General features: G+C 74.0%; 26 protein-coding genes and 1 pseudogene. 17 read left to right on the top strand and 10 right to left on the bottom strand.

The features are described 5' to 3' along the window. Positions 1–30 precede the first annotated feature (30 nt). The 4 genes from otsB to ACFYWL_RS18900 form a co-directional block, all read right to left on the bottom strand. Positions 31–2,637 carry a trehalose-phosphatase gene (gene otsB, locus ACFYWL_RS18915; RefSeq protein WP_386974312.1) on the bottom strand — a complete coding sequence of 869 codons (2,607 nt, stop codon included), beginning with the start codon at positions 2,635–2,637 and terminating at the stop codon, positions 31–33. Continuing rightward, positions 2,634–4,034: a trehalose-6-phosphate synthase gene (locus tag ACFYWL_RS18910; RefSeq protein WP_043966266.1), complete on the bottom strand. Its 1,401-nt coding sequence runs from the start codon at positions 4,032–4,034 to the stop codon at positions 2,634–2,636. The genes otsB and ACFYWL_RS18910 overlap by 4 nt, the downstream gene beginning before the upstream one ends. Positions 4,035–4,174: 140 nt before the next feature. Beyond that, entirely contained in the window at positions 4,175–4,561 is a 387-nt protein-coding gene (locus ACFYWL_RS18905; protein ID WP_052503876.1) for a hypothetical protein, read from the bottom strand. After that, entirely contained in the window at positions 4,558–4,836 is a 279-nt protein-coding gene (locus ACFYWL_RS18900) for a hypothetical protein (RefSeq protein ID WP_043966268.1), read from the bottom strand. The genes ACFYWL_RS18905 and ACFYWL_RS18900 overlap by 4 nt, the downstream gene beginning before the upstream one ends. Before the next feature lie 212 nt (positions 4,837–5,048). Here ACFYWL_RS18900 and ettA point away from each other — a divergent pair, with 212 nt between their 5' ends. The 4 genes from ettA (at position 5,049) to ACFYWL_RS18880 (ending at position 8,675) form a co-directional block, all read left to right on the top strand. Beyond that, positions 5,049–6,725, top strand: coding sequence for an energy-dependent translational throttle protein EttA (gene ettA, locus ACFYWL_RS18895; protein WP_386974307.1), 1,677 nt, complete (start codon positions 5,049–5,051; stop codon positions 6,723–6,725). A gap of 2 nt (positions 6,726–6,727) precedes the next feature. Continuing rightward, entirely contained in the window at positions 6,728–7,183 is a 456-nt protein-coding gene (locus ACFYWL_RS18890; protein ID WP_386974304.1) for an acyl-CoA thioesterase, read from the top strand. Continuing rightward, on the top strand, positions 7,180–7,959 hold the full coding sequence (locus ACFYWL_RS18885) for a hypothetical protein (protein WP_386974302.1): 780 nt from the start codon (positions 7,180–7,182) through the stop codon (positions 7,957–7,959). The genes ACFYWL_RS18890 and ACFYWL_RS18885 overlap by 4 nt, the downstream gene beginning before the upstream one ends. A 131-nt stretch (positions 7,960–8,090) precedes the next feature. Continuing rightward, positions 8,091–8,675, top strand: coding sequence for a YbjN domain-containing protein (locus tag ACFYWL_RS18880; RefSeq protein WP_386974299.1), 585 nt, complete (start codon positions 8,091–8,093; stop codon positions 8,673–8,675). Positions 8,676–8,724: 49 nt separating this feature from the next. Here ACFYWL_RS18880 and ACFYWL_RS18875 read toward each other — a convergent pair whose 3' ends face one another. The 3 genes from ACFYWL_RS18875 to ACFYWL_RS18865 form a co-directional block, all read right to left on the bottom strand. After that, positions 8,725–9,144 (bottom strand): globin, encoded by a 420-nt coding sequence (locus ACFYWL_RS18875; RefSeq protein ID WP_353900860.1) that lies wholly within the window; start codon positions 9,142–9,144, stop codon positions 8,725–8,727. 100 nt (positions 9,145–9,244) lie between these two features. After that, positions 9,245–10,630: an MFS transporter gene (locus tag ACFYWL_RS18870; protein WP_386974296.1), complete on the bottom strand. Its 1,386-nt coding sequence runs from the start codon at positions 10,628–10,630 to the stop codon at positions 9,245–9,247. Positions 10,631–10,955: 325 nt separating this feature from the next. Beyond that, on the bottom strand, positions 10,956–12,035 hold the full coding sequence (locus tag ACFYWL_RS18865) for a mechanosensitive ion channel family protein (protein WP_386974293.1): 1,080 nt from the start codon (positions 12,033–12,035) through the stop codon (positions 10,956–10,958). 263 nt (positions 12,036–12,298) lie between these two features. Between ACFYWL_RS18865 and ACFYWL_RS18860 the strand changes: the two genes are divergently transcribed. Next, entirely contained in the window at positions 12,299–12,841 is a 543-nt protein-coding gene (locus ACFYWL_RS18860) for an HNH endonuclease (protein WP_386974291.1), read from the top strand. Positions 12,842–12,883: 42 nt separating this feature from the next. On the opposite strand, the gene ACFYWL_RS18855 is transcribed toward ACFYWL_RS18860, so the two are convergent. From ACFYWL_RS18855 to ACFYWL_RS18845, 3 genes are all read right to left on the bottom strand, one after another. Continuing rightward, positions 12,884–13,771, bottom strand: a complete 888-nt coding sequence (locus ACFYWL_RS18855) for a class F sortase (protein WP_386974288.1) — start codon at positions 13,769–13,771, stop codon at positions 12,884–12,886. 12 nt (positions 13,772–13,783) lie between these two features. Beyond that, positions 13,784–14,284 carry a hypothetical protein gene (locus ACFYWL_RS18850; protein ID WP_386974646.1) on the bottom strand — a complete coding sequence of 167 codons (501 nt, stop codon included), beginning with the start codon at positions 14,282–14,284 and terminating at the stop codon, positions 13,784–13,786. Positions 14,285–14,585: 301 nt separating this feature from the next. Further along, positions 14,586–15,020 (bottom strand): Lrp/AsnC family transcriptional regulator, encoded by a 435-nt coding sequence (locus ACFYWL_RS18845; protein WP_043966285.1) that lies wholly within the window; start codon positions 15,018–15,020, stop codon positions 14,586–14,588. On the opposite strand from ACFYWL_RS18845, the gene ACFYWL_RS18840 reads away from it, so the two are divergent. From ACFYWL_RS18840 to ACFYWL_RS18785, 12 genes and pseudogenes are all read left to right on the top strand, one after another. After that, positions 15,010–16,185 carry a tryptophan 2,3-dioxygenase gene (locus ACFYWL_RS18840; RefSeq protein ID WP_386974285.1) on the top strand — a complete coding sequence of 392 codons (1,176 nt, stop codon included), beginning with the start codon at positions 15,010–15,012 and terminating at the stop codon, positions 16,183–16,185. The genes ACFYWL_RS18845 and ACFYWL_RS18840 overlap by 11 nt on opposite strands. A gap of 14 nt (positions 16,186–16,199) precedes the next feature. Continuing rightward, positions 16,200–17,480, top strand: coding sequence for a kynureninase (gene kynU / locus ACFYWL_RS18835; RefSeq protein ID WP_386974281.1), 1,281 nt, complete (start codon positions 16,200–16,202; stop codon positions 17,478–17,480). Beyond that, on the top strand, positions 17,477–18,811 hold the full coding sequence (locus tag ACFYWL_RS18830; RefSeq protein ID WP_386974279.1) for an FAD-dependent oxidoreductase: 1,335 nt from the start codon (positions 17,477–17,479) through the stop codon (positions 18,809–18,811). Before kynU ends, ACFYWL_RS18830 begins: the two co-directional genes overlap by 4 nt. A 23-nt stretch (positions 18,812–18,834) precedes the next feature. Next, entirely contained in the window at positions 18,835–20,316 is a 1,482-nt protein-coding gene (locus ACFYWL_RS18825) for a 2-hydroxymuconic semialdehyde dehydrogenase (RefSeq protein WP_386974644.1), read from the top strand. After that, a complete protein-coding gene (locus ACFYWL_RS18820) occupies positions 20,313–21,107 on the top strand; it encodes a 2-keto-4-pentenoate hydratase (protein WP_386974276.1) in 795 nt (264 codons plus the stop codon). Before ACFYWL_RS18825 ends, ACFYWL_RS18820 begins: the two co-directional genes overlap by 4 nt. Continuing rightward, positions 21,104–21,874: pseudogene (locus tag ACFYWL_RS18815) on the top strand (2-keto-4-pentenoate hydratase); the annotation flags it as partial. The gene ACFYWL_RS18820 and the pseudogene ACFYWL_RS18815, both read left to right, overlap by 4 nt. Before the next feature lie 208 nt (positions 21,875–22,082). Then, positions 22,083–22,511 (top strand): RidA family protein, encoded by a 429-nt coding sequence (locus ACFYWL_RS18810; protein WP_386974273.1) that lies wholly within the window; start codon positions 22,083–22,085, stop codon positions 22,509–22,511. 16 nt (positions 22,512–22,527) lie between these two features. After that, a complete protein-coding gene (locus ACFYWL_RS18805; protein WP_043966295.1) occupies positions 22,528–23,052 on the top strand; it encodes a 3-hydroxyanthranilate 3,4-dioxygenase in 525 nt (174 codons plus the stop codon). Continuing rightward, positions 23,052–24,116, top strand: coding sequence for an amidohydrolase family protein (locus tag ACFYWL_RS18800; protein ID WP_386974270.1), 1,065 nt, complete (start codon positions 23,052–23,054; stop codon positions 24,114–24,116). The genes ACFYWL_RS18805 and ACFYWL_RS18800 overlap by 1 nt, the downstream gene beginning before the upstream one ends. Before the next feature lie 54 nt (positions 24,117–24,170). Beyond that, on the top strand, positions 24,171–25,634 hold the full coding sequence (locus tag ACFYWL_RS18795; protein ID WP_386974268.1) for an amidase: 1,464 nt from the start codon (positions 24,171–24,173) through the stop codon (positions 25,632–25,634). A gap of 73 nt (positions 25,635–25,707) precedes the next feature. Next, positions 25,708–25,992 (top strand): hypothetical protein, encoded by a 285-nt coding sequence (locus ACFYWL_RS18790; protein WP_043966299.1) that lies wholly within the window; start codon positions 25,708–25,710, stop codon positions 25,990–25,992. Continuing rightward, the gene (locus ACFYWL_RS18785; RefSeq protein WP_386974266.1) at positions 25,979–26,386 is read left to right on the top strand and encodes a DUF5130 family protein; all 408 of its coding nucleotides are present in this window, start codon (positions 25,979–25,981) and stop codon (positions 26,384–26,386) included. Before ACFYWL_RS18790 ends, ACFYWL_RS18785 begins: the two co-directional genes overlap by 14 nt. The last annotated feature ends 240 nt before the right edge of the window (positions 26,387–26,626 follow it).

Raw genomic sequence — 26,626 nt, 5'->3', positions numbered from 1 at the left:
GTTAACAGGGGGCCCTTCCTTACACCTCGGTCACTGCTTGAGCATGTTGTCCAGCAGCAGGGCGCAGCGGATCAGGCCGAGGTGGCTGTACGCCTGCGGGTGGTTGCCCAGCCCGCGCTCGGCCAGCGGGTCGTACTGCTCGGGGAGCAGCCCCGTCGGGCCCGCCGTGTCGACCATCTGGGCGAACAGCTCCTCCGCGTCGGTGCGGCGGCCGGTGCGCAGGTACGCCTCGATCAGCCACGCCGTGCAGATGTGGAAGCCGCCCTCGCGCCCGGGCAGGCCGTCGTCCCAGTGGTAGCGGTAGACGACCGGGCCGCTGCGCAGGTCGGCCTCGATGCGCAGCACGGTGGACAGGAAGCGCGGGTCGTCGCCGGGGAGCAGGCCCGACAGGCCGATCCACAGCGAGGACGCGTCCATGTCCTCGTCGCCGTACGCGACGCTGTATGCCTCCACGGCTTCGTGCCAGCCGTACTCCAGCACGTTGGCGCCGATCCGGTCGCGCAGCTCCACCCACTCGGGCCGGTCCTCGCCGCCGTGCTGCCGCACCACGTGCAGCGCCCGGTCGACGGTCATCCAGCACATCACCTTCGAGAAGATGTGGTGCCGAGGGGGGAGGCGGGCCTCCCAGATGCCGTGGTCGGGCTCGTGCCAGCGGCGGCGGACCGCCTCGACCATGTTCTCCAGCACCCGCCACTCGTCCTCGCGGACGGTGCCCCGGGCATCGGCGACGGCGGCGATGAGGTCGGCGATCGGGCCGAACACGTCGAGCTGGAGTTGGTGGTTGGCGAGGTTGCCGACCCGCACCGGCCGGGAGCCGGCGTAGCCGGGCAGGGTGTCGATGACCGCCTCGGCGCCCAGCTCGTACCCGTCGACGGTGTAGAGCGGGTGCAGCCGCTCGGGGTGCCCGCCGGTGCGTTCGATGCAGCCGTCCACCCAGCGCAGCAGCGCCTCGGCCTCCTCGGTGGAGCCGAGGTCGACCAGCGCCCGCGCGGTCATCGCCGCGTCGCGCAGCCAGCAGTAGCGGTAGTCCCAGTTGCGCACGCCGCCCAGCTCCTCGGGCAGCGACGTGGTCGCCGCGGCGAGGATCGAGCCGGTGGCCTCGTGGCAGAGGCCGCGCAGGGTCAGCGCGCTGCGGGCGACCAGGTCCCGGGCGGTGGTGGGCAGCCGCAGCGAGGCCACCCAGTCCTTCCACGGCTGCTCGGCGGCGGCCTGCCGCTCGTGGACCGTCAGCCGGTGGTGCTCCAGGCTGTGCGTGCCGAAGCGCAGCTCCAGCACCACCTGCCCGCCGGCGGCGGACAGGTCGACGACGGCCTTGGCCGTCTCGTACCCGCCGTCGTTGTCGACCTGCCACTCCACGCCCGGGGAGTAGAGCGCGATCGGCTCGTTGGAGCCGAGCACCAGCAGCCCGTCGCCGACCGGCTGGAGCTGCGTGGCGACCTGGCCGAACTCGGGCCGGGGGGCGAACTCCACCCGCACCTTCCCGGTGCCGGTGAGCACCCGCACCAGGGCGGAGTCGCCGGTGACGACCGCCGGGCCGTCGGGGGTGGTCTCCCGGGCCGGCTTGTCCAGCCAGTCGGTGACGGTGAGGCCCGACCAGCGGGTCTCCACGGTCATCGTGCCGGAGCGGTAGCGCTGCCCCAGCGGGATGCCGCCGCGCTCGGGGGCGACGCTGAAGTGCCCCGCCGGGCTGCCGCCGACCAGGTCGGCGAAGATCGCCGCGGAGTCGGGCTTGGGGTGGCAGAGCCAGGTGACCTTGGCCTCGGGGGTGAGCAGCGCGACCGTACGCCCGTTGGCGAGCATCGAGTGCCGCTCGATCGGGACGGCCCGCTCCCCGAACAGCCAGTGCCGTCGGGTCTCCAGCAGCAGGCCCAGCGCCCGGGCGGCCTCGATCGGCTCGCCGACGCGGTAGTCGGCCTTCGTCTCGCCGGGGCCGATCTTGATGCCCATGTCGGGGCCGTGCAGGTTGCCGAACGCGTTCTCGTCGGTGACGTCGTCGCCGATGAACAGCACGGCGCTGGCCGAGAGCTGGGTGCGGAGCTGGTCGACGGCGGTGCCCTTGTGGGTCGCCACCACGGACAGCTCGATGACCTCCTTGCCCTGGGTGACGGTGACGCCGTCCCAGGTGGCGGGGCCGGTGCGGACCGCGTCGATGGCGGCGGCGGCGACCTGCGGGTCCACCCCGCGGGTGTGCACGGCGACGCTGGCGGGCTTGCGCTCCAGCCGGACGCCCGGGTGGGCGTTGGCGATCTCGCGCAGCGCGTCGCGCAGCCGGGTGCGCACGGCGATCAGCTCGGGGGAGAGCCGCTCGACGAAGCCGATGTCGAACTCGGAGCCGTGGCTGCCGACGAGGTGGACCTCGCTGGGCAGCCGGGAGAGCGCGGCCAGGTCGCGCAGCGCCCGCCCGGAGACCACGGCGACGGTGGTCTGCGGCAGCGCGGCGAGCGCGCGGACGGCGGCGACCGACTCGGGCAGCGGCACGGCCTTGCTCGGGTCCTCCACGATCGGCGCGAGGGTGCCGTCGTAGTCACAGGCGACGAGGAGCTGCGGCACGCGGGCTATCCGTCCGATGGCCGCCCGCAGCTCCGGATCCAGCACTCCCGCGGCCGGGGCCGCCCCCTCGTGGACGGACGTGTTCACGCAACCTCCGAATCAGGCACACCGAGCTCGGTGAGGAACGACTTCGCCCAGTGCCCCACGTCGTGGGTACGCAGGTGGCGCTGCATGACCCGCATGCGACGGCGGGCCTCGGGCTTCTCCACGTGCACGGCCTTGAGCAACGCGTCCTTGACCGCGTCCGGGTCGTGCGGGTTACACAGGAACGCCTGGCGCAGCTCTGTCGCGGCGCCGGCGAACTCACTGAGCACGAGCGCGCCGCCCTGGTCGGCGCGCGATGCCACGTACTCTTTGGCCACCAGATTCATTCCGTCTCGCAGCGGGGTCACCATCATCACGTCGGCGGCCACGTACATCGCCGCCAACTCACTGCGACTGTACGACTGATGCAGGTAATGCACCGCCGGCACGCCGACCCGGCCGAATTCCCCATTAATCCGGCCAACCTCGCGCTCGACCTTGACCCGTAGGGCCTGGTAGTGCTCCACCCGTTCGCGGCTCGGCGTGGCCACTTGCACCATAACCGCGTCCGGAACTGTCAACTTTCCGTCAGCAAGAAGCTCGCGGAATGCCTTGAGCCGGAGCTCGATGCCCTTCGTGTAGTCGAGCCGGTCGACGCCCAGAATGATCGTCCGGGGGTTGCCCAGCTCCTCGCGGATCTGCTTGGCCCGGGACTGGATGGCCGGGTCCTCGGCCAGCCGCTCCATCTCCCGGGTGTCGATGGAGATGGGGAACGCGCCCGCCTTCACCTGGCGGCCGTCGACCTGGATCATCTGCCCCTCGTAGCGCAGCCCGAGCAGGTGCCGGGCCAGCCGGACGAAGTTCTGCGCGGCCAGCCGCTGCTGGAAGCCGATCAGGTCCGCGCCGAGCAGCCCGCGCAGGATCTCGGTGCGGAACGGCATCTGCATGAACAGCTCGATCGGCGGGAACGGGATGTGCAGGAAGAACCCGATGCGCAGGTCGGGGCGCAGCTCGCGGAGCATCGCGGGAACGAGCTGGAGCTGGTAGTCCTGCACCCAGACCGTCGCCCCGTCGGCCGCGACCTCCGCTGCGGCCTCCGCGAACCGCGCGTTGACCAGCCGGTACGCCTCGCGCCAGCGCCGCTTGTACGCCGGTGTCTCCACCGCGTCGTGGTAGAGCGGCCAGATTGTCGCGTTCGACTGGCCCTCGTAGTAGCGCTCCAGCTCGTCGGCGCTCAGCGGCACCGGGTGCAGCCGGATGCCCTCCAGGTCGAACGGCTCGGGGGCGGGGCCGGTGCCGCCGGCCCAGCCGACCCACGTCCCCTGGTGCTCGGCGAGGACGGGGTGCAGGGCGGTCACGAGGCCACCGGGGCTGCGTCGCCACTGCCGCCCCTCGGGGGTGTTCACCTCGTCGACCGGTAGTCGGTTCGCCACTACGACAAAGGAACTACGGACGGTCACGTTCGGCCACCTCCGGGTGCTGACGGGTCCACCGCGCTGAGCGTACTGAGCGTAGCTGCGGCGTCTGGGACCCCGTGCCGGAGTTACCTACCCGTCCCACGCTGGCGGAACCGTGAAGACGATCACGCCGGCCGCCCGGCTCACAGATCGATGATCGGCCATTCCTTCGGCAGCACCTCACCCAGCACCTCGCGCCGGTCCGTCATGATCGGTGTCGTCGCGCGCGCGGCCTCCATCGCCGCCTGGGCCAGGTCCATGCTTCCCAGGGTGCGCGACCAGCCACCGAGGATCGCGCACATGTCGTGCTCGACGGGAGTGACGACCACCTGCTCCAGGTCGCCGAGGATGTCCAGGAGCGGCCAGCCGTCGCTGGTCACCTGCCGGTACGCGGCGGCCAGGCAGAGGGCGGGGACGACCACGACCTGGAGCTTGTCCGCGACCTTGGCGATCTGTTCGCCGACCGCCTCGGTCCCTTCGGAGTAGGCGAGCAGGCAGGAGGTGTCGAGCACCAGGCCGGCCTCGCTCACGAGGCCAGCCGCCCGCGGGAAGCCTCGCCCAGCAGCGCCGCCGCCTTGGCCCGTAGCTCGGGCGTGATCTTCGCCTGTGCCTCGTCGAGCCGCTGCCCGGCCTCGGTGAGGCCCGCCTCGGTCAACCGGAAGCCGACCTGCCGCAGCGCCCGACGGGTGCGTTCCCCGGCCATCCGCTGCCGGACGCTCTCGGTGATGAACGCCGAGACGTTGGGCTCCTCGGCCAAGCGCTCCGCCACGTCGTCGGGAACGCTGATGGCGATCTTCTTGGTCATACCGCGAAAGCTATCCGGTTATACCGGTCGAGGCAAGGAGGCGCGCCAGCGCGCCGGCCGGGCGGGGTGATGTGGGCGCAGCCCGGCGTACCTGTCAGGATTGACGATGGCGTGCGTTGTGGCCGGCCCCCGGCCGGCGGCGGCGAGCGGCCCACGGAGCCCGCGCCCGCACCCGAACGTGAGACCACCAATCGACGGAGGTAGCCCGCACCGTGGCCCAGTTCATCTACGTCCTGGAAAAGGCGCGCAAGGCGCACGGCGACAAGGTCGTGCTGGACAACGTGACGCTGAACTTCCTGCCGGGGGCCAAGATCGGTGTGGTCGGTCCGAACGGTGCCGGTAAGTCCAGCCTCCTCAAGATCATGGCAGGGCTCGACCGGCCGAGCAACGGCGAGGCCCGGCTCATGCCCGGCTACACCGTCGGCCTGCTCGCCCAGGAGCCGCCACTCAACGACGCCAAGACCGTCCTCGGCAACGTCGAGGAGGCGGTCGCCGAGATCAAGTCGAAGCTGGAGCGGTTCAACAAGATCGCCGAGCAGATGGCGACGGACTACTCCGACGAGCTGATGGAGGAGATGGGCAGGCTCCAGGAGGAGCTGGACACCGCCGACGCCTGGGACATCGACTCCAAGCTCGAACTGGCCATGGACGCGCTGCGCTGCCCGCCGCCGGACGCCGACGTGACCCAGCTCTCCGGCGGCGAGCGCCGCCGGGTGGCGCTGTGCAAGCTGCTGCTGGAGGCCCCCGACCTGCTGCTGCTCGACGAGCCCACCAACCACCTGGACGCCGAGAGCGTGCAGTGGCTGGAGCAGCACCTGGCCAAGTACGCCGGCACCGTCCTGGCCATCACCCACGACCGGTACTTCCTCGACAACGTCGCCGGCTGGATCCTGGAGCTGGACCGGGGCCGGGCCATCGGGTACGAGGGCAACTACTCCACCTACCTGGAGAAGAAGGCCGCCCGGCTCTCCGTCGAGGGCCGGCGCGACGCCAAGATGAAGAAGCGCCTCTCCGAGGAGCTGGAGTGGGTCCGCTCCAACGCCAAGGCGCGGCAGACCAAGTCGAAGGCCCGCCTCGACCGCTACGACGAGATGGCCGCCGAGGCGGAGAAGACCCGGAAGCTGGACTTCGAGGAGATCCAGATCCCGCCGGGCCCGCGCCTGGGCAGCACCGTCATCGAGGCGCACAACCTGACCAAGGCGTTCGGCGACCGGGTGCTGATCGACAACCTGTCGTTCTCGCTGCCGCGCAACGGCATCGTCGGCATCATCGGCCCCAACGGCGTCGGCAAGACCACCCTGTTCAAGACCATCGTCGGGCTGGAGCAGCCCACCGGCGGCGAGGTCAAGGTCGGCCCCACGGTCTCGCTGTCGTACGTCGACCAGAACCGGCAGGGCCTGGCCGGCGACAAGACGGTCTGGGAGGTCGTCTCCGACGGGCTGGACCACCTCATGGTCGGCAAGGTCGAGATGCCGTCGCGGGCGTACATCGCGGCGTTCGGGTTCAAGGGGCCCGACCAGCAGAAGCCGACCAAGGTGCTCTCCGGCGGCGAGCGCAACCGGCTCAACCTGGCGCTGACGCTCAAGATCGGCGGCAACGTCATCCTGCTCGACGAGCCGACCAACGACCTCGACGTCGAGACCCTCTCCAGCCTGGAGAACGCCCTGCTGGAGTTCCCCGGCTGCGCCGTGGTCATCTCCCACGACCGGATGTTCCTCGACCGGGTCGCCACGCACATCCTGGCCTGGGAGGGCGACGACGAGAACCCGGCGAAGTGGTTCTGGTTCGAGGGCAACTTCGAGGCGTACGAGAAGAACAAGGTCGACCGGCTCGGCGCGGAGGCGGCCCGCCCGCACCGGGTCACCTACCGCAAGCTCACCCGCGACTGAGCATGGCGGACCGCTTCGTCTACCACTGCACCCTGCGCTGGTCCGACCTGGACGCGTACGGCCACGTCAACAACTCGCGCTTCCTCACCCTCTACGAGGAGGCCCGGGTGGCGTTGATGTTCGCCGGCGGCAAGGCGTGGGGGGTCGGCTCGTTCGCCGACGGCGTCGTCATCCGCCGGCACGAGGTCGACTACCTGCGCCCGGTCGACTACGCGCTCGGCCGGGCCACGGCCGAGGCCGCCCCGACCGTCCGGATCGAGCTGTGGGTGGAGGAGATCCGGGCCGCCCGGTTCACCGTCGCCTACGAGCTGTACGACGGCGACACCCTCGCCAGCACCGCCCGCTCGGTGCTGGTCCCGTTCGACCTGGTCGCCCAGCGGCCCCGGCGGGTCACCGACGAGGAGCGGGCCTTCCTGTTGTCGTACGCCCCCGGCGGCCCGGCCGGGAGGCCGGTGTGAGCGACGCCCCGGCGCGTCCGCAGCGGCCCGGCCCGGCCGGCACGGATCCCGGCCCGGCCGGCGGGCACGGGCTGACCGGGGTGGCCGACGCGGGCGCGTTCCTGGCCCGGCTGGTCCGGCTCGACCCGGCCGCGCCGGTCCGGCTGCGCCCGGCCCCGCCGGTGGGCGAGCCGGGCGCGGCGGGCGGCCGGACGGCGCTCTGGGCCCGGCTGCCGTGGGGCGTGCTGGCCGTCCGGACGGTGGCCGGGGCGGGGCGCGGCGACGTCACGGTGGCCGCCCGGGAGCTGCTGGCCGCGCTGTCGTCCGGCGCGGGCGGCCTGCCCGTGCGGCGGGACGCGCAGTGGCGCTGGCCGCTGCCGCCGCCGGTGAGCCGGTCGGTGGAGCTGCTGCCGGCCGGGGAACTGTGGCGGATCGCCGAGGCGGCGGCCGGCACGCTGCGGGAGGCCGCCGCGCACGGGGTGGCCGGCCGGGCGGTGGGGCAGCGGGCGCTGCGGGACGCCCTGCTCGACCACGTCGCGGTGGTGGTGACCCCGGACGATCCGCCCGGGCCCCCCGTCGAGATCGCCCAGCGGCTGGTCCAGGGGCTGGTGCGGATGGGCTTCCTGGGCCGCCCCGGCAGCGCCGCCGCCGGCCCCGGTGCGGGGCCCGCAGGCGGTGACGTTCAGGTGAGAACGGCCGGCCGATGGGTCGGTCTGGTGGGACCATACGGAGCCGTGTGGTCGCAGAAGGTCGCGGATCTAGCCGTTACGCCGCTCGGGGGTCATCCGAAAGTATGACCGGTGGTCATTCTTCTGGCCCGGGGCTGTCGTTGGGGGGATGCCACAACCCGGCTGTCCGGGTACCGTCCATCCTCGGATCCAACGCACCGTAGGCGGCTGGATCCGCTGGGGAGTGAGGTGCGCGAGCGATGCCGTGGTGGTCATGGCGCCCCGGTCCCGCCGTTGGCGGCGAACCGGAAACTCGAAGCGGGATCACAGTGGACAGCACCGTCCGGGTCGGTCCACCGGCCCCACGTCAACCGGGCGACGACTGCCCGTCCGTCGATCGGCCGATGATCGCCGACATGTCGGCCACCGTCGAGCCGGTCACCCTTCGCCGGGTCTGCGACGCGCTCGACCTGCTGGACGTGCGCTACCTGGCCGACGGCGACGGCAACCTACTGGCCATGTGGGAGCGGCACGCGGTGCTGGTCACCCTGGAGGGTCCCGAGGACGAGATCCTGGTGATGCGGGCCCGCCCGCACGCCACCGTCCCACCGGACTGGGCCGACCGGGCCTACCGGGTGGTCAACGAGTGGAACCACACCCGACGGTTCTGCAAGGCATACATCGGTGACCCCACCGAGCGGGGGCAGTTGCCCATCTACGCGGAGCTCCAGGTGCCGCTCGGCGCCGGGGCGCACGACGCGCTGCTGGTGGAGATGCTCGACTGCGGCGCCGCGGTGGCCACCACCTTCGTGGACTGGCTGCACGACGAGGGCGCCCTGCTCTGACCCGTACGGTCCCGCCCGGGCCGCCGCCGGCGACCCGGGCGGGACCGCGTCAGGCCGGCCCGGCCGGGTCCTCCATGACGTTCACCATGAAGTAGGCGGCCCGCTCCAGATAGTCCCAGAGCGCGGTGGCGATCTCCGGCGGCAGATCCAGCCGGTCCACGGCCCGTCGCATGTGGTGCAGCCAGGCGTCGCGCTCGGCCGCGCCGATCCGGAACGGGGCGTGCCGCATCCGCAGCCGGGGGTGCCCCCGCTGCGCGGAGTAGGTGTTGGGGCCGCCCCAGTACTGCATGAGGAACAGCGTCAGCCGGTCCGCGGCGGGGCCCAGATCCTCCTCCGGATACATCGGCCGCAGCAGCGGATCGGTGGCGACGCCGGCATAGAACTCGTCCACCAGCTTGCGGAAGGTGGGTTCGCCGCCGACCGCTTCGAACAGGGTCACGGCACGCTCGGACTCACCGGTGGGATTCACCGTTCCATCCTGCCAGGCGCGGCCGGAACCGGCGGGGGCGTACCGGCCGGGGCGCTGCCGACCTCGTCACAGCGGGGACCGGGGCGGGCCGCGGGGTGGCTCAGCTCACCGCCTGGCTGGCCCGGCCGCGCTCGCCCGGCGTGCCCCCCTCGCGCCGGTCGCCCGGTGCGGCGGGCCGGGGCTCGCCACCCCCGGCCGGGGCCGGCGCGCCGGCGTTGCCGGCGGCCTCGACCGCCGCGTCGATCGCCGCCCGCGTCGGCCACGCCGCGGCGGTGAGCAGCATCAGCAGCACGCCGGCCGCGCTCCACCCCCCGACCACCACCGGGATCGGGAAGCGCTCGGCGAGCAGGCCGGTGACCAGCACCGCGAGGCCCTGGATCACCTGGACCCCGGTGGCCATCACGCCGAACGCCCGGGCCCGGTAGCCGCTGGGCAGCGCGCGGACGAAGAGGCCGTTGGCGACCGGGAGCAGCCCGGCGACCGCGAAGCCGCACAGGCCGGCGAGCAGCGCCACCACCAGCGGCGGCGGGTCGAGCAGCGACGGCACCAGGACGAGCGGGGCGAGCACCGCCAGCGGCCGGATCAGCACGAGCCGGCGGGCCGGGGCGACCGCCCGGCTGACCAGCAGCCCGCCCAGGATGAAGCCGACCGGGTTGGCGGCCATGATCACGGCCTGGGCGGCGCCGCTGTCCATGCCGTCGTCGACGCCCTCGCGGGCCCAGGCGGCGGCCAGCCCCTCCGGCACGATGGAGAAGAGCATGGCGCTGAAGACCAGCAGGGCGATCGCCCGCAGCACCGGCGTGCCGAAGACGATCCGGAAGCCGTCGCCGGTCTCCCGCAGCAGATGGCTGCGGTGGGCGCTGGTCATCGCCGGCGGCCGGTCCTGGACGCCGAAGCGGACCAGGGCCGCCGAGAGGGCGAACGTGGCCGCGTTGACCAGCAGGGCGAGGGTCGGGTCGAACGCGGCGAGGGCCGCGCCGATGAGATAGCCGAGCACCTGGGCGGCCTGGCCGGTGCTGCTGTTGAGCGAGAGCCCGACCACCAGCCGGTCGCCGGTCAGGATGAGCGGCATCAGCGCGGACCGGGCGGCCTGGCTGGGCGGGTTGGCCAGGGTGGTCGCGAAGAGCAGGCAGAGGATCAGCCACGGCTCGTTGCCCGGGACGGCGACCAGCACCATCAGGGCCATGCGGATCAGGTCGCACGCCACCATCACCGAGCGGTAGCGGTAGCGCTCGGCCAGCGTGGCCAGCATCGGGCCGCCGATCAACCAGGGCAGGAAGCTGACCGCGAACGCGGCGGCCGAATAGGCCACGGACTGCGTCTCGCGGTAGACCAGCACCGTGACAGCGGCCTTGGCGATGAAGTCGCCGATCCAGGAGAGCGCGCTGGCGGTGAAGACCGCCCTGTACTCCCGCTGGGCGAACACCTCGCGGAAGGTGGCCGGCCCTTCCTGGGAGGGTCGCTCGTCGGACACCGTGGCCTCCATCGTTCCCACGGTGGGCCACTCGTGATGGCCTGACCGGGAACCGTCGTCAGATCTACGGATCAGCGAGACGTGATCACGCTCCGGCAGGTGGCGTGCGTACCGGATTCTGCCCGATCGTCTGACAACTAGCTAGGGCGAACGGATTGATCGTCGCATCTCCGACTGAACGAACGGACGATACCCGAGGGGCCGCGCGGTCCGCGACCCCTGTATTCTCGGTCAACAAAACCGCAGGTCATCGACGGTTCTCGGTGGCTGGGGCGGTGCTGGGGCCGGCTGCGGGGGCAGCGGCGGCACAGTGTGATCAGGTGGCGGCGGAGCCGGATCAGGTGGCCCCGCCCTGGCCGGTCGCCGTGTCGTCCGGGGCGCGCAGGGGGACGCCCGGGTAGAGGCGGGCGGCGGCGATCCTGGCGGTGATGCCCGAGTTCTCCAGCGCCTCGGCGAGCCGCCGGCGCAGCTCCCGGCCCACCGCGAACTGCCCGTCCGCGGTGGTCTTCACGACCGTACGGATCACCGCGCCGTCCACCGTCATCTGCTCGACGCCCAGCACGTCCGGCTGCTCCACGATCTCCGGGGCCAGCTCCGGGTCCAGGGCCACCGACGCGGCGGCCGTGCGCAGCACCGCCGTCGCCTCCTCGGTGCCCGCGAACCCGATCGGCAGGTCCACCACGACCAGCGCCCACCCCTGGCTCTTGTTGCCCACCCGGACGATCTCGCCGTTGCGGATGTACCAGAGCACGCCCCGGCCGTCGCGGACCGTCGTCACCCGCAGGCCGACCGACTCCACCACGCCCGTCGCCTCGCCCAGGTCCACCGTGTCGCCCACGCCGTACTGGTCCTCGACCAACATGAACAGGCCGGCGATCAGGTCCTTGACCAGACTCTGCGCGCCGAAGCCGAGCGCCACGCCGGCGATGCCCGCGCTGGCCAGCAGCGGCGCCAGGTCGAAGTTGAACTCCCGAAGGATCATCAGCAGCGCGATGCCGAAGACGAACGCCGTGACCATGCTGCGCAGCACCGAGCCGATGGCCTCGGCCCGCTGCCGCCGCCGCTCGGGGATGAACTCACCGGGCTCGTGGGCGGCGGTCGGCACCCGCTCGCGCAGCGGGCGCAGCAGCGTGGGCACCCCGTCGGCGGTGGTCCGGACCAGCCGCTTGAGCATCCGGTGCAGCGCCCACCGGGCGAGGAAGGCCAGCGCGAGGATCAGCAGCACCCGCAGCGGCTTGAGCAGGATCCAGTAGCTGCCCTCCGCGAACCAGGCCGAGCCGCTCGTCTCGTACAGCCACTCGCAGGAGGCGCTGCCCTGGCAGTCCGCGCTCGGCGACGGATCCGGGGAGGCTCCGGGGGCCACGGCGACGGCCGCGGCGGCGGGAAGGGCGGCGAGAAACAGGCTGGGGGCGCTCACCCTGCTTTCGTACCCCACGGCCCGCGACCGGGCGGCAGCGGGGCGCGCACCCCGGAGCGGACCGTGCGGAACCGGTCATCTTGACACAGCCGCGGAATGCTTCCACCAGGGACCCGGATTAGTACGTGCAATCCGGGGCCTTATCAGGGACGATTGGCGCAACGGACGTCGGTGATCCCGCCGACGCCGGCGTCGTTCCGCCCTGCGCGGGGCACGCCCGGCGTGCCAGCGGTGGGAGCGGCTGGACCGGGAGGGTGAGCTCGATGCCTGACATACGACCCACGGTGGGCTCCGGCGCGCTGGTTCTCAACGCCACCTACGAGCCGCTGTGTGTCGTGTCGGTGCGCCGCGCCGCCATCCTCGTGCTCTCCGCCAAGGCCGTCTGCGTCGCCGACGGCGAGGGCATCCTGCACAGCGCCCGCGACGCGCTCCCGGTGCCCTCGGTGGTCCGGCTCACCCGGTTCGTGCGGGTGCCCTACCGCGCCCACGTCGGGCTCTCCCGGCGGGCGATCTTCGCCCGGGACGGCTGGCGCTGCGCCTACTGCCGGGGCCCCGCCGAGACCATCGACCACGTGTTCCCGCGCAGCCGGGGCGGCCGGCACGCCTGGGAGAACGTGGTGGCCGCCTGCGCCCGGTGCAACCACACCAAGGGCGACAAGACCCCGGCCGAGCTGGGCTGGCGGCTGCACGCGCCGCCCGCCGTGCCGAAGGGGACGGCCTGGCGGGTGCTCGGGCACCGGGCCCCCGATCCGCGCTGGGCGGACTGGCTCGACCTGCGCGAGGCCGAGACCGAGGCGGCGGCCTGAGCCACCCGCGCGCTCGCGCGCCCGCCCCCGGCGCGGTGCCCGTCACGTGGTGCGGGCCTTCACCAGGGACGCGTACACCACCACGTTGTCGGCGTACCCCGTCTCGCCGCCGACCCACGCACCGCCGCAGGTGATCAGGCGCAGCCCCGGCCGGCTGAAGTCGCCGTAGACCTCGTCCACCGGCAGCCGGGCCTTGGCGTAGCGGCGCACCTCGTCGACCTCGAAGACCGCCACGGAGCGGTCGGCCCGGCGCACCTCGACCCGGTCGCCGGAGCGCAGCTCCTTCAGCTCGTGGAAGACCGCCGGCCCGGTGCGGGTGTCGACGTGACCGACGATCACCGCCGGACCGTACTGGCCGGGGGTCGGGCCCTGGTCGTACCAGCCGGCCTCCTGGGCGCGGTCGGCGTCCGGCACCCCGATGCTGCCGTCCGCGGCGATGCCCACGTCGTGCACCGGGGCGTCGAGGCCGATCGGCGCGCTCGCGATGCCCACCGGCCGGCTGGCCGGCAGCACCGGGAACTTCTTGGGCGGGGGCCGCAGCCCGGCGATGAAGCGGTCCGGCAGGAGGCTGTGCCCCGTCACCCGTTGGACGCCGAGCATCGCCACGATCAGCACCATCAGGGTGGCGACGAACAGCACCGGGAACCCCGGGCCCCGGCGGACCGCCCGCTGCCACCGCCGGGCGGCCGTACCGGATCGGGCCCCCACGCCGACGGGCCCGGTGCCGCCGGGTGTCCCGGCGCGGCCCGGCGGACCGACGGTGGTGACGCTGGCCGAGAACGCCTGCCGGGCCACCCGGGCGAACCGCCCGCAACCCCGGGCCACGCGCCGGGCTGCGGCCCGGACCGGCCTGCGCGGGGTTCGCCGGTCGCGGTCCCGCCGGTCGCGCTCGCGTCGGGCCGCGGCGTCGGCGCGGGTACGTCGGGCCATGACGGCTCCCGGTCAGGACCGCGTCCCGGTCTGCCGGCGGGAGCCGAAGGCACCGAAACCGGCCGCGACGGCCGCCGCCACCAGGCCGCCGACCAGCAGCAGCGAGCCCGTGCCCCGGCCCTCGCCGGCCGTGCCGCCGGCACCGGTGTTCGGGCCCTTGCTCGGCTGCGTCATGTTCAGCACGGTGAGGGTGGTGGTCGCGGTGCCGCCGTTGGCGCAGCGCAGCTCGACGGAGTAGTCGCCGGCCTGCTTGTTGCCGGGGATGGTGACCGCCCCGGTCAGGAAGCCGTTGTTCGGCCGGAGCATGACCCGCCCGAACGCGTCGGACTGCACGTCCGCCTGGCGGTTGTTGTCGTTGTCGCAGCTCGCCCGGATGTTGACCCGGGTGCCGGCCTGCGCGCTGTTCGGGGTGACCTCGACGAAGGTGTTCTCCCCGGCCCGCGCCGGCGCGCCGGCGACCAGGACGAACGCCCCGATCACGCCGAGCACGGTCAGCACGGCCCGTACGGTCAGTGCGGCGCGCGCGGCGCGCCCGATCGGACGGGCTGGGGCGGGTGTGGCCTCCGTGGCCGGACGACGGGTCGTGGCGGCCGGTGCGGCGCACCTGGCCGGACGGGCACGCTGTGACGCGGTGAGCCCCCGCATTGTTCCCCCCTCCCGGTGCCGAGGCACCGGAATCCTCCCCGGGACAAGTCCGCCCTGCATTCCCCCTGACGTGGGGGCAAACCCCCGCCGGCACCGGTCGGCGCGGCGGGTCGGCAGGTGTTAGGAGGGGGCCCTTCCTATACAGAAAGCGTTAACAAGGTGCCCTTCCTTACAGGCGGGTGACGGGGTGCCAGGCCAGGGGGGTGGAGAGGACCATCGTGCTCGACGGCTGGCCGTACGGTGCGAGCCGGTCGATCACCCGTTCGAAGTCCCCGATCGAGCCGGCCGCGACCCGCAGCACGCTGCACGCGTCGCCGGTGATCCGGTGGATCTCCATGATCTCCGGCCAGCCCGGCACGTCCGGGTCGTTGAGGATGCAGCGCGACCCATAGCAGGACATCCGGATCAGGGCGACCACCGTGCGGCCGGCGCGGGCCAGGTCGACGTGGGCGTGGTAGCCGGTGATCACCCCCGACTCCTCCAGCCGGCGGACCCGTTCGGCCACGGCCGGCGGCGACAGGTGCACCCGGCGGGACAACTCGCTGTACGAGAGCCGGGCGTCGGCCTGGAGTTCCCGCAGCAGCGCCCAGTCCATGTCGTCCACGGGTGGCCTTCCTCTCCGAAAGGTGGATGGGGGTTTCGCCTTTGGCTTCGCAGGTCGAAGGCGGGCAGTGCCGTCGAATCGGCATTCCGTTCGGCCCGTCGACCGGGGCACCATGACGCTACCCGGCTCATGGAGGAGACGACAGGTGGAGCAGACGGACCTGCGGGTGCCCGCACCGGCCGTGGCCGTCCGCCCGGCGACCCCGCGGCAGCGGGCGGCCCGGGCGGCCCGTAACGGCGGCGAACCGACCCTGGACTTCGCCGACCGGGTGCCCTACGACGCGTACGTGCACGCCAGCACCCTGCACCGGTTGCAGCAGCCGCTGAGCGACGACCCGGGCGAGATGTCCTTCCTGATGGTCAGCCAGATCATGGAGCTGTACTTCGGGCTGACCCGCCACGAGCTGCGCGAGGCCCAGCGCTGCCTGCGCGCCGACCGGGTGCGCGCCGCCCTGCCCCCGCTGCGCCGCGCGGCGCTGCACCTGGAGGGGCTCAACGCGGCCTGGAAGGGGCTGCGCTGGATGACCCCGGCCGACTTCAACCGGTTCCGCGACCTGCTCGGCGAGGGCTCGGGCTTCCAGTCGGCGATGTACCGGCACCTGGAGTTCACGCTCGGCCTGCGCGACGCGGCCCTGATCCGGCCGTTCCGCCGGCAGGCCGAGGTGCACGCCGAGCTGCGCGCCACGCTCGCCGCCCCGAGCCTGTGGGACGACGTGGTCGCCCTGCTGGCCCGGCGCGGCTTCGCCGTGCCGGCCGAGGTGCTGGGGCGCGACGTCGCCGAGGAGCACCGGCCGCACCCGGCGGTGGAGGCCGCCTGGGTGGCGATCTACGACGACGAGGAAGCAGCCGGCGAGGAAGCGGCCGGCGGGAAAGCAGCCGGCGAGGAAGCGGCCGGCGGGAAAGCGGCTGGCGGGGGAGCCGGCGACGCGGAGGCCGGCGGGGACGCCGGCGCGAGCGGGCCGGGCGACGAGCTGCGGCTGCTCGGCGAGGCGCTGGCCGAGGTGGCCGAGCAGTTCGGCGACTGGCGGTGGAACCACGTCAAGGCGGTCCAGCGCACCATGGGCGCGAAGGTCGGCAGCGGCGGCTCCGCCGGCCTGGCCTGGCTGCAGCGCAGCATGTCCCGGGTGGTCTTCCCCGAGCTGTGGTCGGCCCGGACGGCGATGTGAGCGGGGAGGACACGATGACCGCCGCGGAGAGCGAGGCGCACCGCCTCGACAAGGCCGACCCCGGGCACCGGCACCTGTTCCACGTGCCGCCGGCCGACGGCGGGCGCTACCCGGAGGCCGCGTACCTGGCCGGCAACTCGCTCGGCCTGCAACCCCGGGCCACTCGCGCCGAGCTGCTGGCCGACCTGGACGCGTGGGGTCGGCTCGGCGTCGAGGGGCACCTGGAGGGGCAGCGGCCCTGGCTGCCGTACCACGAGCTGTTGACCGGGCCCGTCGCCCGACTGGTCGGCGCGCGGCCCACCGAGGCCGTGGTGATGAACTCCCTGACCGTCGACCTGCACCTGCTGATGGTCAGCTTCTACCGGCCGGCCGGGCGGCGCACCCGCATCGTCATCGAGGACGCCGCCTTCCCGTCGGACAGCTACGCGGTGCGCAGCCAGGCCCGCTTCCACGGCCTCGACCCCGACGCCACCGTGCTGCGGCTGCGCCCGCGCCCCGGCGAGGACGCCCTGCGCACCGCCGACGTGACCGACCTGCTCGCCGCCGAGGGCGACGCGATCGCGCTGGTGCTGCTCGGCGGGGTCAACTACCTCACCGGCGAGCTGCTGGACATCCCGGCGATCACCGCCGCCGGCCGGGCCGCCGGTGCGGTCGTCGGCTGGGACCTGGCGCACGCCGCCGGCAACGTGCCGCTCGCGCTGCACGACTGGGACGTCGACTTCGCCGCCTGGTGCTCCTACAAGTACCTCAACTCCGGCCCGGGCGCGCCGGCCGGCGTCTTCGTCCACGAGCGGCACCATGGCCGGGCCGACCTGCCCCGCTTCGAGGGCTGGTGGAGCACCGAGGCGGCCACCCGGTTCGAGATGACCCCCACCTCCCGGCCGCCGGCCACCGTCGAGGCGTGGCAGGTGTCCAACCCGCCGATCCTCGCCATGGGCCCGGTGCGCACCTCGCTGGAGCTGTTCGACTCGATCGGCATGCCGGCGCTGCGGGAGCGCAGCGTGCGGCTCACCGGCTACCTGGAGCGGCTGCTCGACGACGTCACCGCGACCCGCCCGCTGGCCGTGGTCACCCCGCGCGACCCGGCCCGCCGGGGCTGCCAGCTCTCCGTGCGCGTCGGCGCGGGCAGCGCCGGGGAGCTGACCAAGCGGCTGCGCCACGAGCACGGGGTGATCGCCGACGCCCGGGAGCCGGACGTCGTCCGGTTCGCCCCGGTGCCGCTCTACTCGACGTACCACGACTGCTGGCGGGTCGCCGACGCGCTGGCCGCGACGGTCGCGGAGGTGACCCCATGAACCCCGAACGCGAGGAGATCGCCGTCGTCGGGGCCGGGCTGGCCGGCTGCCTGCTGGCTTGCTTCCTGGCCCGGCGCGGCTACCGGGTGGCCCTCTACGAGCGGCGGCCGGACCCGCGCACCGGCCGCGTCGAGCGGGGCCGGTCGATCAACCTGGCGCTGTCCGAGCGCGGGCTCGACGCGCTGCGCCGCGTCGGCCTCGCCGAGCAGGTGCTTGCCGACGCGCTGCCGATGCGCGGGCGCATGATCCACCCCGTGGTCGGTGAGCCGGCGTTCCAGTCCTACAGCGCCACCGGGGACCGGGCGATCAACTCGATCAGCCGGGGCGCGCTCAACAACGCCCTGCTCACCGCCGCCACCGCGCTGCCCGGGGTGCGGGTCGCGTTCGACCACCGGCTCGTCGGCCTCGACCCGGCCACCGGCGAGATGACCTTCGAGACCCCGCAGGGCAAGACCACGGCCGCCGCGCCGGTCGTCCTCGGCGCCGACGGGGCCGGCTCCGCCGTGCGCGGGCAACTCCTCGCGTACGGGGTGCTGGAAGAGAGCCTCGACTTCCTCGACTACGGCTACAAGGAGCTGACGATCCCGCCGGTCGGCGGGGAGTTCGCCCTCGACCCGGCGGCCCTGCACATCTGGCCGCGCGGCACGTCGATGATGATCGCCCTGCCCAACCCGGACCGCTCGTTCACCTGCACGCTGTTCTGGCCCACCCACGGCACGGCGAGCTTCGCCTCGCTGACCAGCCCGGCGGCGATCGAGCGGCACTTCGCCACCCACTACCCGGACCTGCCGCCGCTGGCCCCCAACCTCGTCGACGACTACCAGCACAACCCGGTCGGCGTGCTCGGCACCGTCCGCTGCGCCCCCTGGCAGGCGGGCGGGCGGGTGGGGCTGCTCGGCGACGCCGCGCACGCCATCGTGCCGTTCTACGGCCAGGGCGCGAACTGCGCGTTCGAGGACGTGGTGGCGCTGGACCGCTGCCTCGACGAGTGCGCCGACGACTGGGCGGCGGCGCTGCCGCTGTTCCAGGCGCGGCGGCAGGACGACGCCGAGGCGATCGCCCGGATGGCGCTGGCCAACTTCGTGGAGATGCGCGACAAGGTGGCCTCCCCGGTCTTCCAGGCCCGCCGCCGCCTCGACCACGCGCTGGAACGGGCCCTGCCCGGGCGGTACGTCTCCCAGTACGAGCTGGTGTCCTTCTCCACCACCCCGTACGCGCGGGTGCGGCGGCGGGTGCGTCGCCAGCAGGCGGCGCTCGGGGCGGTGGCCGCCGGCACGGCGGCGCTGCTGGCCGGCGCGGTCGGCGCGGCGTGGAACAGGGGGCGGCGGTGAGCGTGACGTGGGATCCGGGCCTGATGGCCGGGCGGGCGGTCGGCGGGCCGCCGCTGCTGCGGCACTTCGTCGGCGGGGAGTTCGTCGACGCGGGCCGGCGGTTCACCAAGCGCAGCCCCGTCACCGGGGAGCCGGTCTTCGAGGTGGCCGAGGCCGACCGGTCGACGGTCGACGACGCGGTGGCCGCCGCCCGGGCGGCGCTGCGCGGGCCGTGGGGCCGGCTGGGGGAGCGGGACCGCGCCGAGGTGCTGCGCCGCGTCGCCGACGAGCTGGAACGCCGCTTCGCCGACCTGGTCACCGCCGAGGTCGCCGACACCGGCAAGTCGATCAGCCAGGCCCGCACGCTGGACGTGCCCCGGGGCGCGGCCAACTTCCGGGCGTTCGCCGAGATCGTGGCGACCGCACCGACGGAGTCGTTCACCACCGTCACCCCCACCGGCGGGCGGGCGTTGAACTACGCCGTGCGCAAGCCCGTCGGCGTCGTCGCCGTGATCGTGCCGTGGAACCTGCCGCTGCTGCTGCTCACCTGGAAGGTCGCCCCGGCCCTGGCCTGCGGCAACGCCGTGGTGGTCAAGCCCAGCGAGGAGACCCCCGCCTCGGCGACCCTGCTCGCCGAGGTGCTGGCCGCCGCCGGGGTGCCCGCCGGGGTGTTCAACCTGGTGCACGGCTTCGGCCCCGACTCGGCCGGCGAGTTCCTCACCCGCCACCCCGGCGTCGACGCGATCACCTTCACCGGCGAGTCCGCCACCGGCGGGGCGATCATGCGGGCCGCCGCCGACGGGGTGAAGGCCGTCTCGTTCGAGCTGGGCGGCAAGAACGCCGGCCTGGTCTTCGCCGACGCCGACCTCGACTCCGCCGTCGCCGGGTCGGTGCGGTCCAGCTTCACCAACGGCGGCCAGGTGTGCCTGTGCACCGAGCGGATCTACGTGCAGCGGCCCGTGTTCGACGAGTTCGTCGGGCGGCTGGCGAAGGCGGCCGACGCGCTCGCGTACGGGTGGCCCGCCGACGAGGCCACCGTCAACATGCCGCTGATCTCCCGCCAGCACCGGGACAAGGTGCTCGGCTACCACGACCTGGCCCGCGCCGAGGGGGCCGAGTTCCGGGCCGGCGGCGGCACGCCCGCCTTCGGCGACGCCCGCGACGGCGGCGCGTACGTGCGGCCCACCGTGCTCACCGGCCTCGGCCCCGACGCCCGCACCAACCGCGAGGAGATCTTCGGCCCGGTGGTGCACGTCGCCCCGTTCGACACCGAGGAGGAGGCGTACGCGCTGGCCAACGGCACCGAGTACGGCCTCGCCGCGACCGTGTGGACGCGGGACGTGGGCCGGGCGCACCGGGCCGGTGCCCGCCTCGACGCCGGCATCGTCTGGGTCAACACCTGGTTCCTGCGGGACCTGCGCACCCCGTTCGGCGGGGTCAAGGCGTCCGGCATCGGCCGCGAGGGCGGCGTGCACTCCCTCGACTTCTACTCCGAACTCACCAACGTCTGCGTGGACCTGACATGACCGTCGACATCGAAGCCGCCGCCCGGGAGCTGACCGAGGCCCGGGCGAGTGGCAAACCCTGCCCGCCGCTGCGCGGCCGGCTGCTGCCCGAGGGGGACGTCGCGTCGGCGTACCTCGTGCAGCAGCGCCAGGCGCGGGCCTGGCACGGCCGGGGCGAGCGCCGGGTCGGCGCGAAGATCGGCCTGACCTCCCGGGCCGTGCAGGACACCTTCGGCGTGTACGAGCCCGACTTCGGCGTGCTGACCGACGCGATGGCCGTCGCCGACGGCGACGAGGTGCCGATCGGGCGGCTGCTCCAGCCCCGGGTGGAGGCGGAGATCGCGTTCGTGCTCGGCGCGGACCTCACCGTCGGGCGGCCCACCACCGTCGACCTGCTGCGGGCCGTCGACCACGTGCTGCCGGCCATCGAGATCGTCGACTCGCGGGTCGCCGGCTGGGACATCTCCATCGTGGACACCGTCGCCGACAACGCCTCCAGCGGGCTGTTCGTGCTCGGCACCGCGCCGCGCCGGCTCGCCGACGTGGACCTGCGGCTGTGCGGGATGGTCCTGGAGCAGGCGGGGGAGCCCGTCTCGGTCGGCGCCGGCGCGGCGTGCCTCGGCAACCCGCTGCACGCCCTCGGCTGGCTCGCCGGCACCCTCGCCCGCGCCGGCGACCCGCTGCGCGCCGGCGACGTGGTGCTCTCCGGGGCGCTCGGCCCGATGGTGCCGGTGACGCCCGGCGCGGCGTACGAGGCGCGGATCTCCGGCCTCGGCTCGGTGCGGACCTGCTTCAGCGAGGAGAAGTCATGATCGGGGTGGACACCGCCGGCATCGCCGCGAGGCTGGGCGAGGCGGCCGACACGGCCACCGCCATCGGCCAGCTCGCCGCCGAGACCGGCCTCGACGTCGACGGCGCGTACGCGGTGCAGGCCGCCCTCGTGCAGCGCCGGCTCGACCGGGGCGAGCGCCTCGTCGGGCTGAAGATGGGGCTGACCAGCCGCGCGAAGATGGCCCAGGTCGGCGTCGACGAGGTGATCTGGGGGCGGCTCACCGACGTGATGCGGGTGCCCGACGGCGGCACCGTCGACGTGGCCGACTTCATCCACCCCCGGGTCGAGCCGGAGGTGGCGTTCCTGCTGGACCGGGTGCCCGAGCCGGGCGAGCCCGTCGGGTCGTTCGCCGACGCGGTGCGCGCCGTGGCCCCGGCGATCGAGCTGATCGACTCCCGGTACGCGAACTTCGCCTTCTCCCTGCCGGACGTGATCGCCGACAACACCTCGGCGGGCGCGTTCGCGATCGGCCCGTGGTCGCCGGTGCCCGACGGGCTCGACAACCTCGGCGTGCTGCTGGAGGTCGACGGGCGCATCGCGCAGGTCGGCTCGACCGCGGCGATCCTCGGCGACCCGCGCCGGGCCCTGGACGAGGGGCTGCGCCTCGCCGGCCGGCACGGGGTGCGGCTGCGCTCCGGCTGGGTGTTCCTCGCCGGGGCCGCGACGGCCGCCGTGCCGCTGCGGCCGGGCGCGCACGTGCGGGCCGTCGTCGAGAAGCTGGGCGTCGCGTCGCTGCGGGCGGCGTCGCTCGGGGCGGCGTCGCTCGGGGCGGCGTCGCTCGGGGCGGCGTCGCTCGGGACGGCGTCGTGAGCGGCGTGGTGGGTGCGGTGGGGGGTTCCGGGCAGCCCGACCCGCTCCGGGCGGTCAGGCTTGATCCCTGCGCGGGTCGGGCTGCCCGGAACCCCTTCGTGGTCCGGGTCGTCGCGGGCGCCGCGGCGCGGGGAGGTGGTTTCCGGTGAGCGGGCGGGCTCGGGTGGTTGCCGGGAAGGCCGTGCCGCGGGGGGCGTTTCCGCACGTCAAGGTGGCTGGTGGCTTTGTTTTTGTCTCCGGTACGTCGTCGCGGCGGCCCGACAACACGTTCGCCGGTGTCGCCGTGGACGAGTTCGGCACCACCGACCTGGACATCCGGGAGCAGACCCGCGCCGTCGTCGGCAACCTCCGGGACCTGCTGCGCTCGGTCGGCGCGGACCTGGCCGACCTGGTGCAGGTCACCTCCTACCTGGTCAACATGAACGACTTCGGTGGCTACAACGAGGTGTGGGCGGAGTTCTTCGACGCGGACGGGCCGACCCGGACCACGGTGGCCGTGCACCAGCTTCCGCACCCGCACCTGCTGATCGAGATGCAGGCCGTGGCGCTTCTTCCGTCGGGAGGTCAGTCGTGAGTTCGGAGGGGCAGTCGTGAGTGAGATCGCCGAGCCGTTCAGCTTTCCCGGCTGGATCGCCGAGAACCAGCACCTGCTGAAGCCGCCCGTGGGCAACAAGGAGATGTTCCCCGGCGGCGACGACTTCATCGTGATGGTCGTGGGCGGGCCCAACCAGCGCACCGACTTCCACGTCGACCCGTACGAGGAGTTCTTCTACCAGGTCAAGGGCAACATGCACGTCAACCTGATGACGCCCGAGGGGCCGCGTACGGTGCACGTGCGCGAGGGTCAGATGTGGATGCTGCCGCGCGACACCCCGCACTCGCCGCAGCGCCCCGAGCCCGGCTCGATCGGCGTGGTCGTCGAGCGGGTCCGCGAGGAGGGCACGCTGGAGAAGTTCCAGTGGTACTGCCCGCAGTGCGGCGCGAAGGTGCACGAGGTGGAGTTGCAGGTCCGCGACATCGCCGCCGACCTGCCCCCGGTGTTCGGCGCGTTCTACGCCGACGAGGCCGCCCGCACCTGCGGCGAGTGCGGCGCGCTGCACCCGGGCAAGGGCTGATGACAGCCAGCCCCGCCGCACCCGGGCAAGCCGCATCCGGCCCCGCCGCGGGGCAGCCCGTCGTGGACGTGCACACGCACGTCGTACCGAAGGGGTGGCCGGACCTCGGCGCGGCGTGCGGCGGGTCCGGCTGGCCCTGGCTGCGGGTCGACTCCGAGCGGGCCGCCATGATCATGGTGGGGGGGACGGAGTTCCGGCCGGTCGGGGCCGAGTGCTGGGACGCGCCGACCCGGCTGGCCGACATGGCCGCCGACGGGATCGACGTGCAGGTGGTGTCGCCGACGCCGGTCTTCTTCGGCTACGACCGGCCCGCCGGCCAGGCGGCGAAGGTCGCCCGGATCTTCAACGACCTGACCCTGGAGGTCACGGCCGGCGGCGGCGACCGGCTCGTGCCGTTCTGCCAGGTGCCGTTGCAGGACCCGGACGCGGCCTGCGCCGAGCTGGACCGCTGCCTCGCGGCCGGGCACGCCGGGGTGGAGATCGGCAACCATGTCGGCGACCGGGACCTCGACGACGCGGGCGTGGTCGCCTTCCTCCAGCACTGCGCGCACGTCGGCGCGCCGGTCTTCGTGCACCCGTGGGACATGCCGGATGGCCCCCGGCTCGACCGGTGGATGGCCCGCTGGCTGACCGGGATGCCCGCCGAGACGCACCTGTCGGTGCTGGCGATGATCCTCGGCGGGGTGTTCGACCGGGTGCCGGAGACGCTGCGGATCTGCTTCGCCCACGGCGGCGGCAGCTTCCCGTTCTGGCTGGGCCGGGCCGACAACGCCTGGCACCGCCGGGGCGACCTGGTCCGGGGCGCGTCGGCCGCCCCGCCCAGCGCCTACGTCGACCGGTTCTGCGTCGACTCGGTGGTGTTCGCCCCGGCGGCGCTGCGGCTGCTGGTCGACACCATGGGGGAGGACCGGGTGCTGGTCGGCAGCGACTACCCGTACCCGCTGGGGGAGCGGCCGGCGGGGCGGGTGGTCCGCGAGGCCGGCTTCCTCACCGCCGGGCAGCGCGCCAAGCTCCTCTCCACCAACGCCCTGCGCTTCCTCGGCAGGTCGCCGCGCCTGACCTGACCGGCTCGGTCGTGTCGGGCGGCGGGGCGGGGCGGGGTCGGGCAGGATGGCGGGGTGGCCGAGCTGCACGACCTGACCGCCCTGGAGCAGGGCGCCGCGATCGCGCGCGGCGAGTGCTCCAGCGTGGACCTGGTCGAGCACCACCTGGCCCGCGTCGACGCGCTCGGCGACACCGTCGGCGCGTTCGTCACCGTCACCGGCGAGGCGGCCCGGCAGGCGGCGCGGGCGGCCGACGCCGCCCCCGTGCAGGAGCGCGGCCCGCTGCACGGCGTGCCCACCGCGATCAAGGACCTGACGCTCACCGCCGGGGTGCGCACCACGTTCGGCTCGGCGGCCTTCGCCGACCTGGTGCCCCCGCTCGACGCCGACGTGGTCCGGCTGATCCGCGCCGCCGGTCTGGTCAGCCTCGGCAAGACCACCACCAGCGAGCTGGGCTGCTCGCTCTACTCCGAGGGCCTCGTCGCGCCGCCGGCCCGCAACCCGTGGGACCTGACCTACACGGCCGGCGGGTCCAGCGGCGGGGCGGCGGCGGCCGTCGCCGCCGGGCTGGTCCCCGTCGCACAGGGCTCCGACGGCGGCGGCTCGCTGCGCATCCCCGCCTCGCTGTGCGGCCTCGTCGGCCACAAGCCGAGCCGGGGCACGGTGCCGGGCGGGCCGGTGGGCTTCGGCGCGTTCGGGCTGCCGATCAACGGGCCGCTGGGGCGCACCGTCGCCGACGTCGCCGCCCTGCTCGACGTCATGGCGGTGCCGGTGCCCGGCGAGCCCTACCTGCCGCCGCCCGCGCCCGACGGCGGCTACCTCGGCGCGGCCCGCAGCGCCGCGCCCGGCCGGCTGCGGGTCGGCCGGTTCACCGCCCCGATGCTCGCCGAGGAGCCCGTCCACCCCGACTGCGTGGCCGCCGTCGACACCGCCGCCGCGCTGCTCACCGAGGCCGGGCACGAGGTGGTCGACGTCCCCGCGCCGTTCGGCCCCGAGGTGTGGCCGCTGTTCGAGATCGTGTGGTACGTCCTGGCGCTCGCCCCCGTCCCGCCCGAGCGGGAGAGCCGGCTGCTGCCGCTGACCCGCCTCCTGCGGTCCCGGGGCGCGGAGATCTCCGCCGGCGCCCTGACGAGCACCCTCGGCGAGCTCCAGGCGCAGGTGCGCCGGGCCGCCCGCCGCACCGCCGGCTGTGACCTGCTGCTCTGTCCGACCCTCGCCGCGCCGCAGGCCCCGGTGGGCTGGTTCACCGCCGACGGCGACCCGGAGCGCGACTTCGACCTGCAGCGGCGGTTCTCGCCGTACTGCGCCGTGTTCAACGTCACGGGCGAACCGTCCGTCTCGCTGCCGGTGGGGCGCACCGCCGAGGGGTTGCCCGTCGGGGTTCTGCTCACCGGCCGGTTCGGCGCCGACGCGACCCTTCTCGGCGTCGCCGCGCAGCTTGAGCACGCCAGCGGCGGGTGGGATCGCCACCCCGCAGTCTGGCGGGCCGTGGGCTCCGCTAACGTGAATACGAGCGGAGTCGGCGAGCCGATGTCATGATCGTCCAACCGACCCGGAAGTTCCTGGTCTCTCTTTCCGCCTGGGGGCGTTGGGATTGTCTGTTACCGAGACGTTGCTGATCTTCGTCGGCATCCCGGCGGCCGTGGTGCTGGTGATCACCGCGCTGGCGTTCGCCGGTGGCCGGTCCTCCGGTGGCGGCGCCAAGCGCTACCGGCCGGGTCGACCCTTCGACTTCACTCCGGTCTGGTTCCTGGGCCGTCCGGAGCAGCTGGCCGACTCGGCCGGCACCGCGCTGGCGGCGGGCGCGCAGGCGCCGGCGCTGACCAGCCACAAGCTTGACCGGGCCGGCGTCGAGGCGCCGGCTGGTGGAACCGGAGGCGCAAGTGACCGTTGGTGAGAAGCAGGCCGAGGCGGGCACCCCGCCCGAGGTGCTGGACGGGCCGTTCTCGACCCGCCAGCTGCTGCGCATCGACGAGGCGCTCCGCCTGGCCGACCAGGGGACCGGGCTGGTCTTCTCGGTCTACGTCGGCGGGCTCGACGAGCCGATCCGCGCGCACGCCCAGCGGCTGCACCGCCAGCTCGCCGAGCCCGACCGGTCGGTCCTGATCGCGGTGTCGCCCAACCAGCGCCAGCTGGAGATCGTCACCGGGCGGCACGCCCGCAAGCGCATCCCCGACACGTACGCGAAGCTCGCCGCGCTCTCCATGGTCGCGGCCTTCGGCGGCGGCGACCTGGCCGGCGGCATCATCAGCGGCCTCGACCAGCTCGCCAGCCACGCCGGCCGGGCGTAAGGAAGGGCCCCTTCCTAACGCATACGGTCGAGAAGGGCACCCTTCTCACCACCCGTACGGCGAGCAGGAGCCCACGGCGAGCAGCACTCACCCGGCGACGCCCGGTCCGCGACAGCGGGCCGGGCGTCCGTGCGTTCGGCGGGGCGAGCGCGTCCGGCTGTGCCATCGCGGCCACCTCCTCACGCCACACCAAACGCCCCGGGGCCGGCGGTGGACTCGCGTCCGCCGCCGGCCCCGGGC

It is taken from the genome of Micromonospora sp. NPDC002575 (genome assembly GCF_042889525.1).
GTDB classification, from domain to species: Bacteria; Actinomycetota; Actinomycetes; order Mycobacteriales; family Micromonosporaceae; genus Micromonospora; species Micromonospora carbonacea.
The sequence above is the reverse complement of the archived record's forward strand: the minus strand, read 5'-3'. Positions and strand labels throughout refer to the sequence as shown.

What these genes read in the sequence shown, in the direction of transcription:
- ACFYWL_RS18860 (WP_386974291.1), top strand. Translation starts at nt 12,299, where the DNA reads ATGCCTGACATACGACCCACGGTGGGCTCCGGCGCGCTGGTTCTCAAC.
- ACFYWL_RS18800 (WP_386974270.1), top strand. Translation starts at nt 23,052, where the DNA reads ATGACAGCCAGCCCCGCCGCACCCGGGCAAGCCGCATCCGGCCCCGCC.
- ACFYWL_RS18880 (WP_386974299.1), top strand. Translation starts at nt 8,091, where the DNA reads ATGCCGTGGTGGTCATGGCGCCCCGGTCCCGCCGTTGGCGGCGAACCG.
- kynU (WP_386974281.1), top strand. Translation starts at nt 16,200, where the DNA reads ATGACCGCCGCGGAGAGCGAGGCGCACCGCCTCGACAAGGCCGACCCC.
- ACFYWL_RS18820 (WP_386974276.1), top strand. Translation starts at nt 20,313, where the DNA reads ATGACCGTCGACATCGAAGCCGCCGCCCGGGAGCTGACCGAGGCCCGG.
- ACFYWL_RS18840 (WP_386974285.1), top strand. Translation starts at nt 15,010, where the DNA reads ATGTCGTCCACGGGTGGCCTTCCTCTCCGAAAGGTGGATGGGGGTTTC.
- ACFYWL_RS18890 (WP_386974304.1), top strand. Translation starts at nt 6,728, where the DNA reads ATGGCGGACCGCTTCGTCTACCACTGCACCCTGCGCTGGTCCGACCTG.
- ACFYWL_RS18830 (WP_386974279.1), top strand. Translation starts at nt 17,477, where the DNA reads ATGAACCCCGAACGCGAGGAGATCGCCGTCGTCGGGGCCGGGCTGGCC.
- ACFYWL_RS18825 (WP_386974644.1), top strand. Translation starts at nt 18,835, where the DNA reads ATGGCCGGGCGGGCGGTCGGCGGGCCGCCGCTGCTGCGGCACTTCGTC.
- ACFYWL_RS18855 (WP_386974288.1), bottom strand. Translation starts at nt 13,771, where the DNA reads ATGGCCCGACGTACCCGCGCCGACGCCGCGGCCCGACGCGAGCGCGAC.
- ACFYWL_RS18900 (WP_043966268.1), bottom strand. Translation starts at nt 4,836, where the DNA reads ATGACCAAGAAGATCGCCATCAGCGTTCCCGACGACGTGGCGGAGCGC.
- ACFYWL_RS18870 (WP_386974296.1), bottom strand. Translation starts at nt 10,630, where the DNA reads ATGGAGGCCACGGTGTCCGACGAGCGACCCTCCCAGGAAGGGCCGGCC.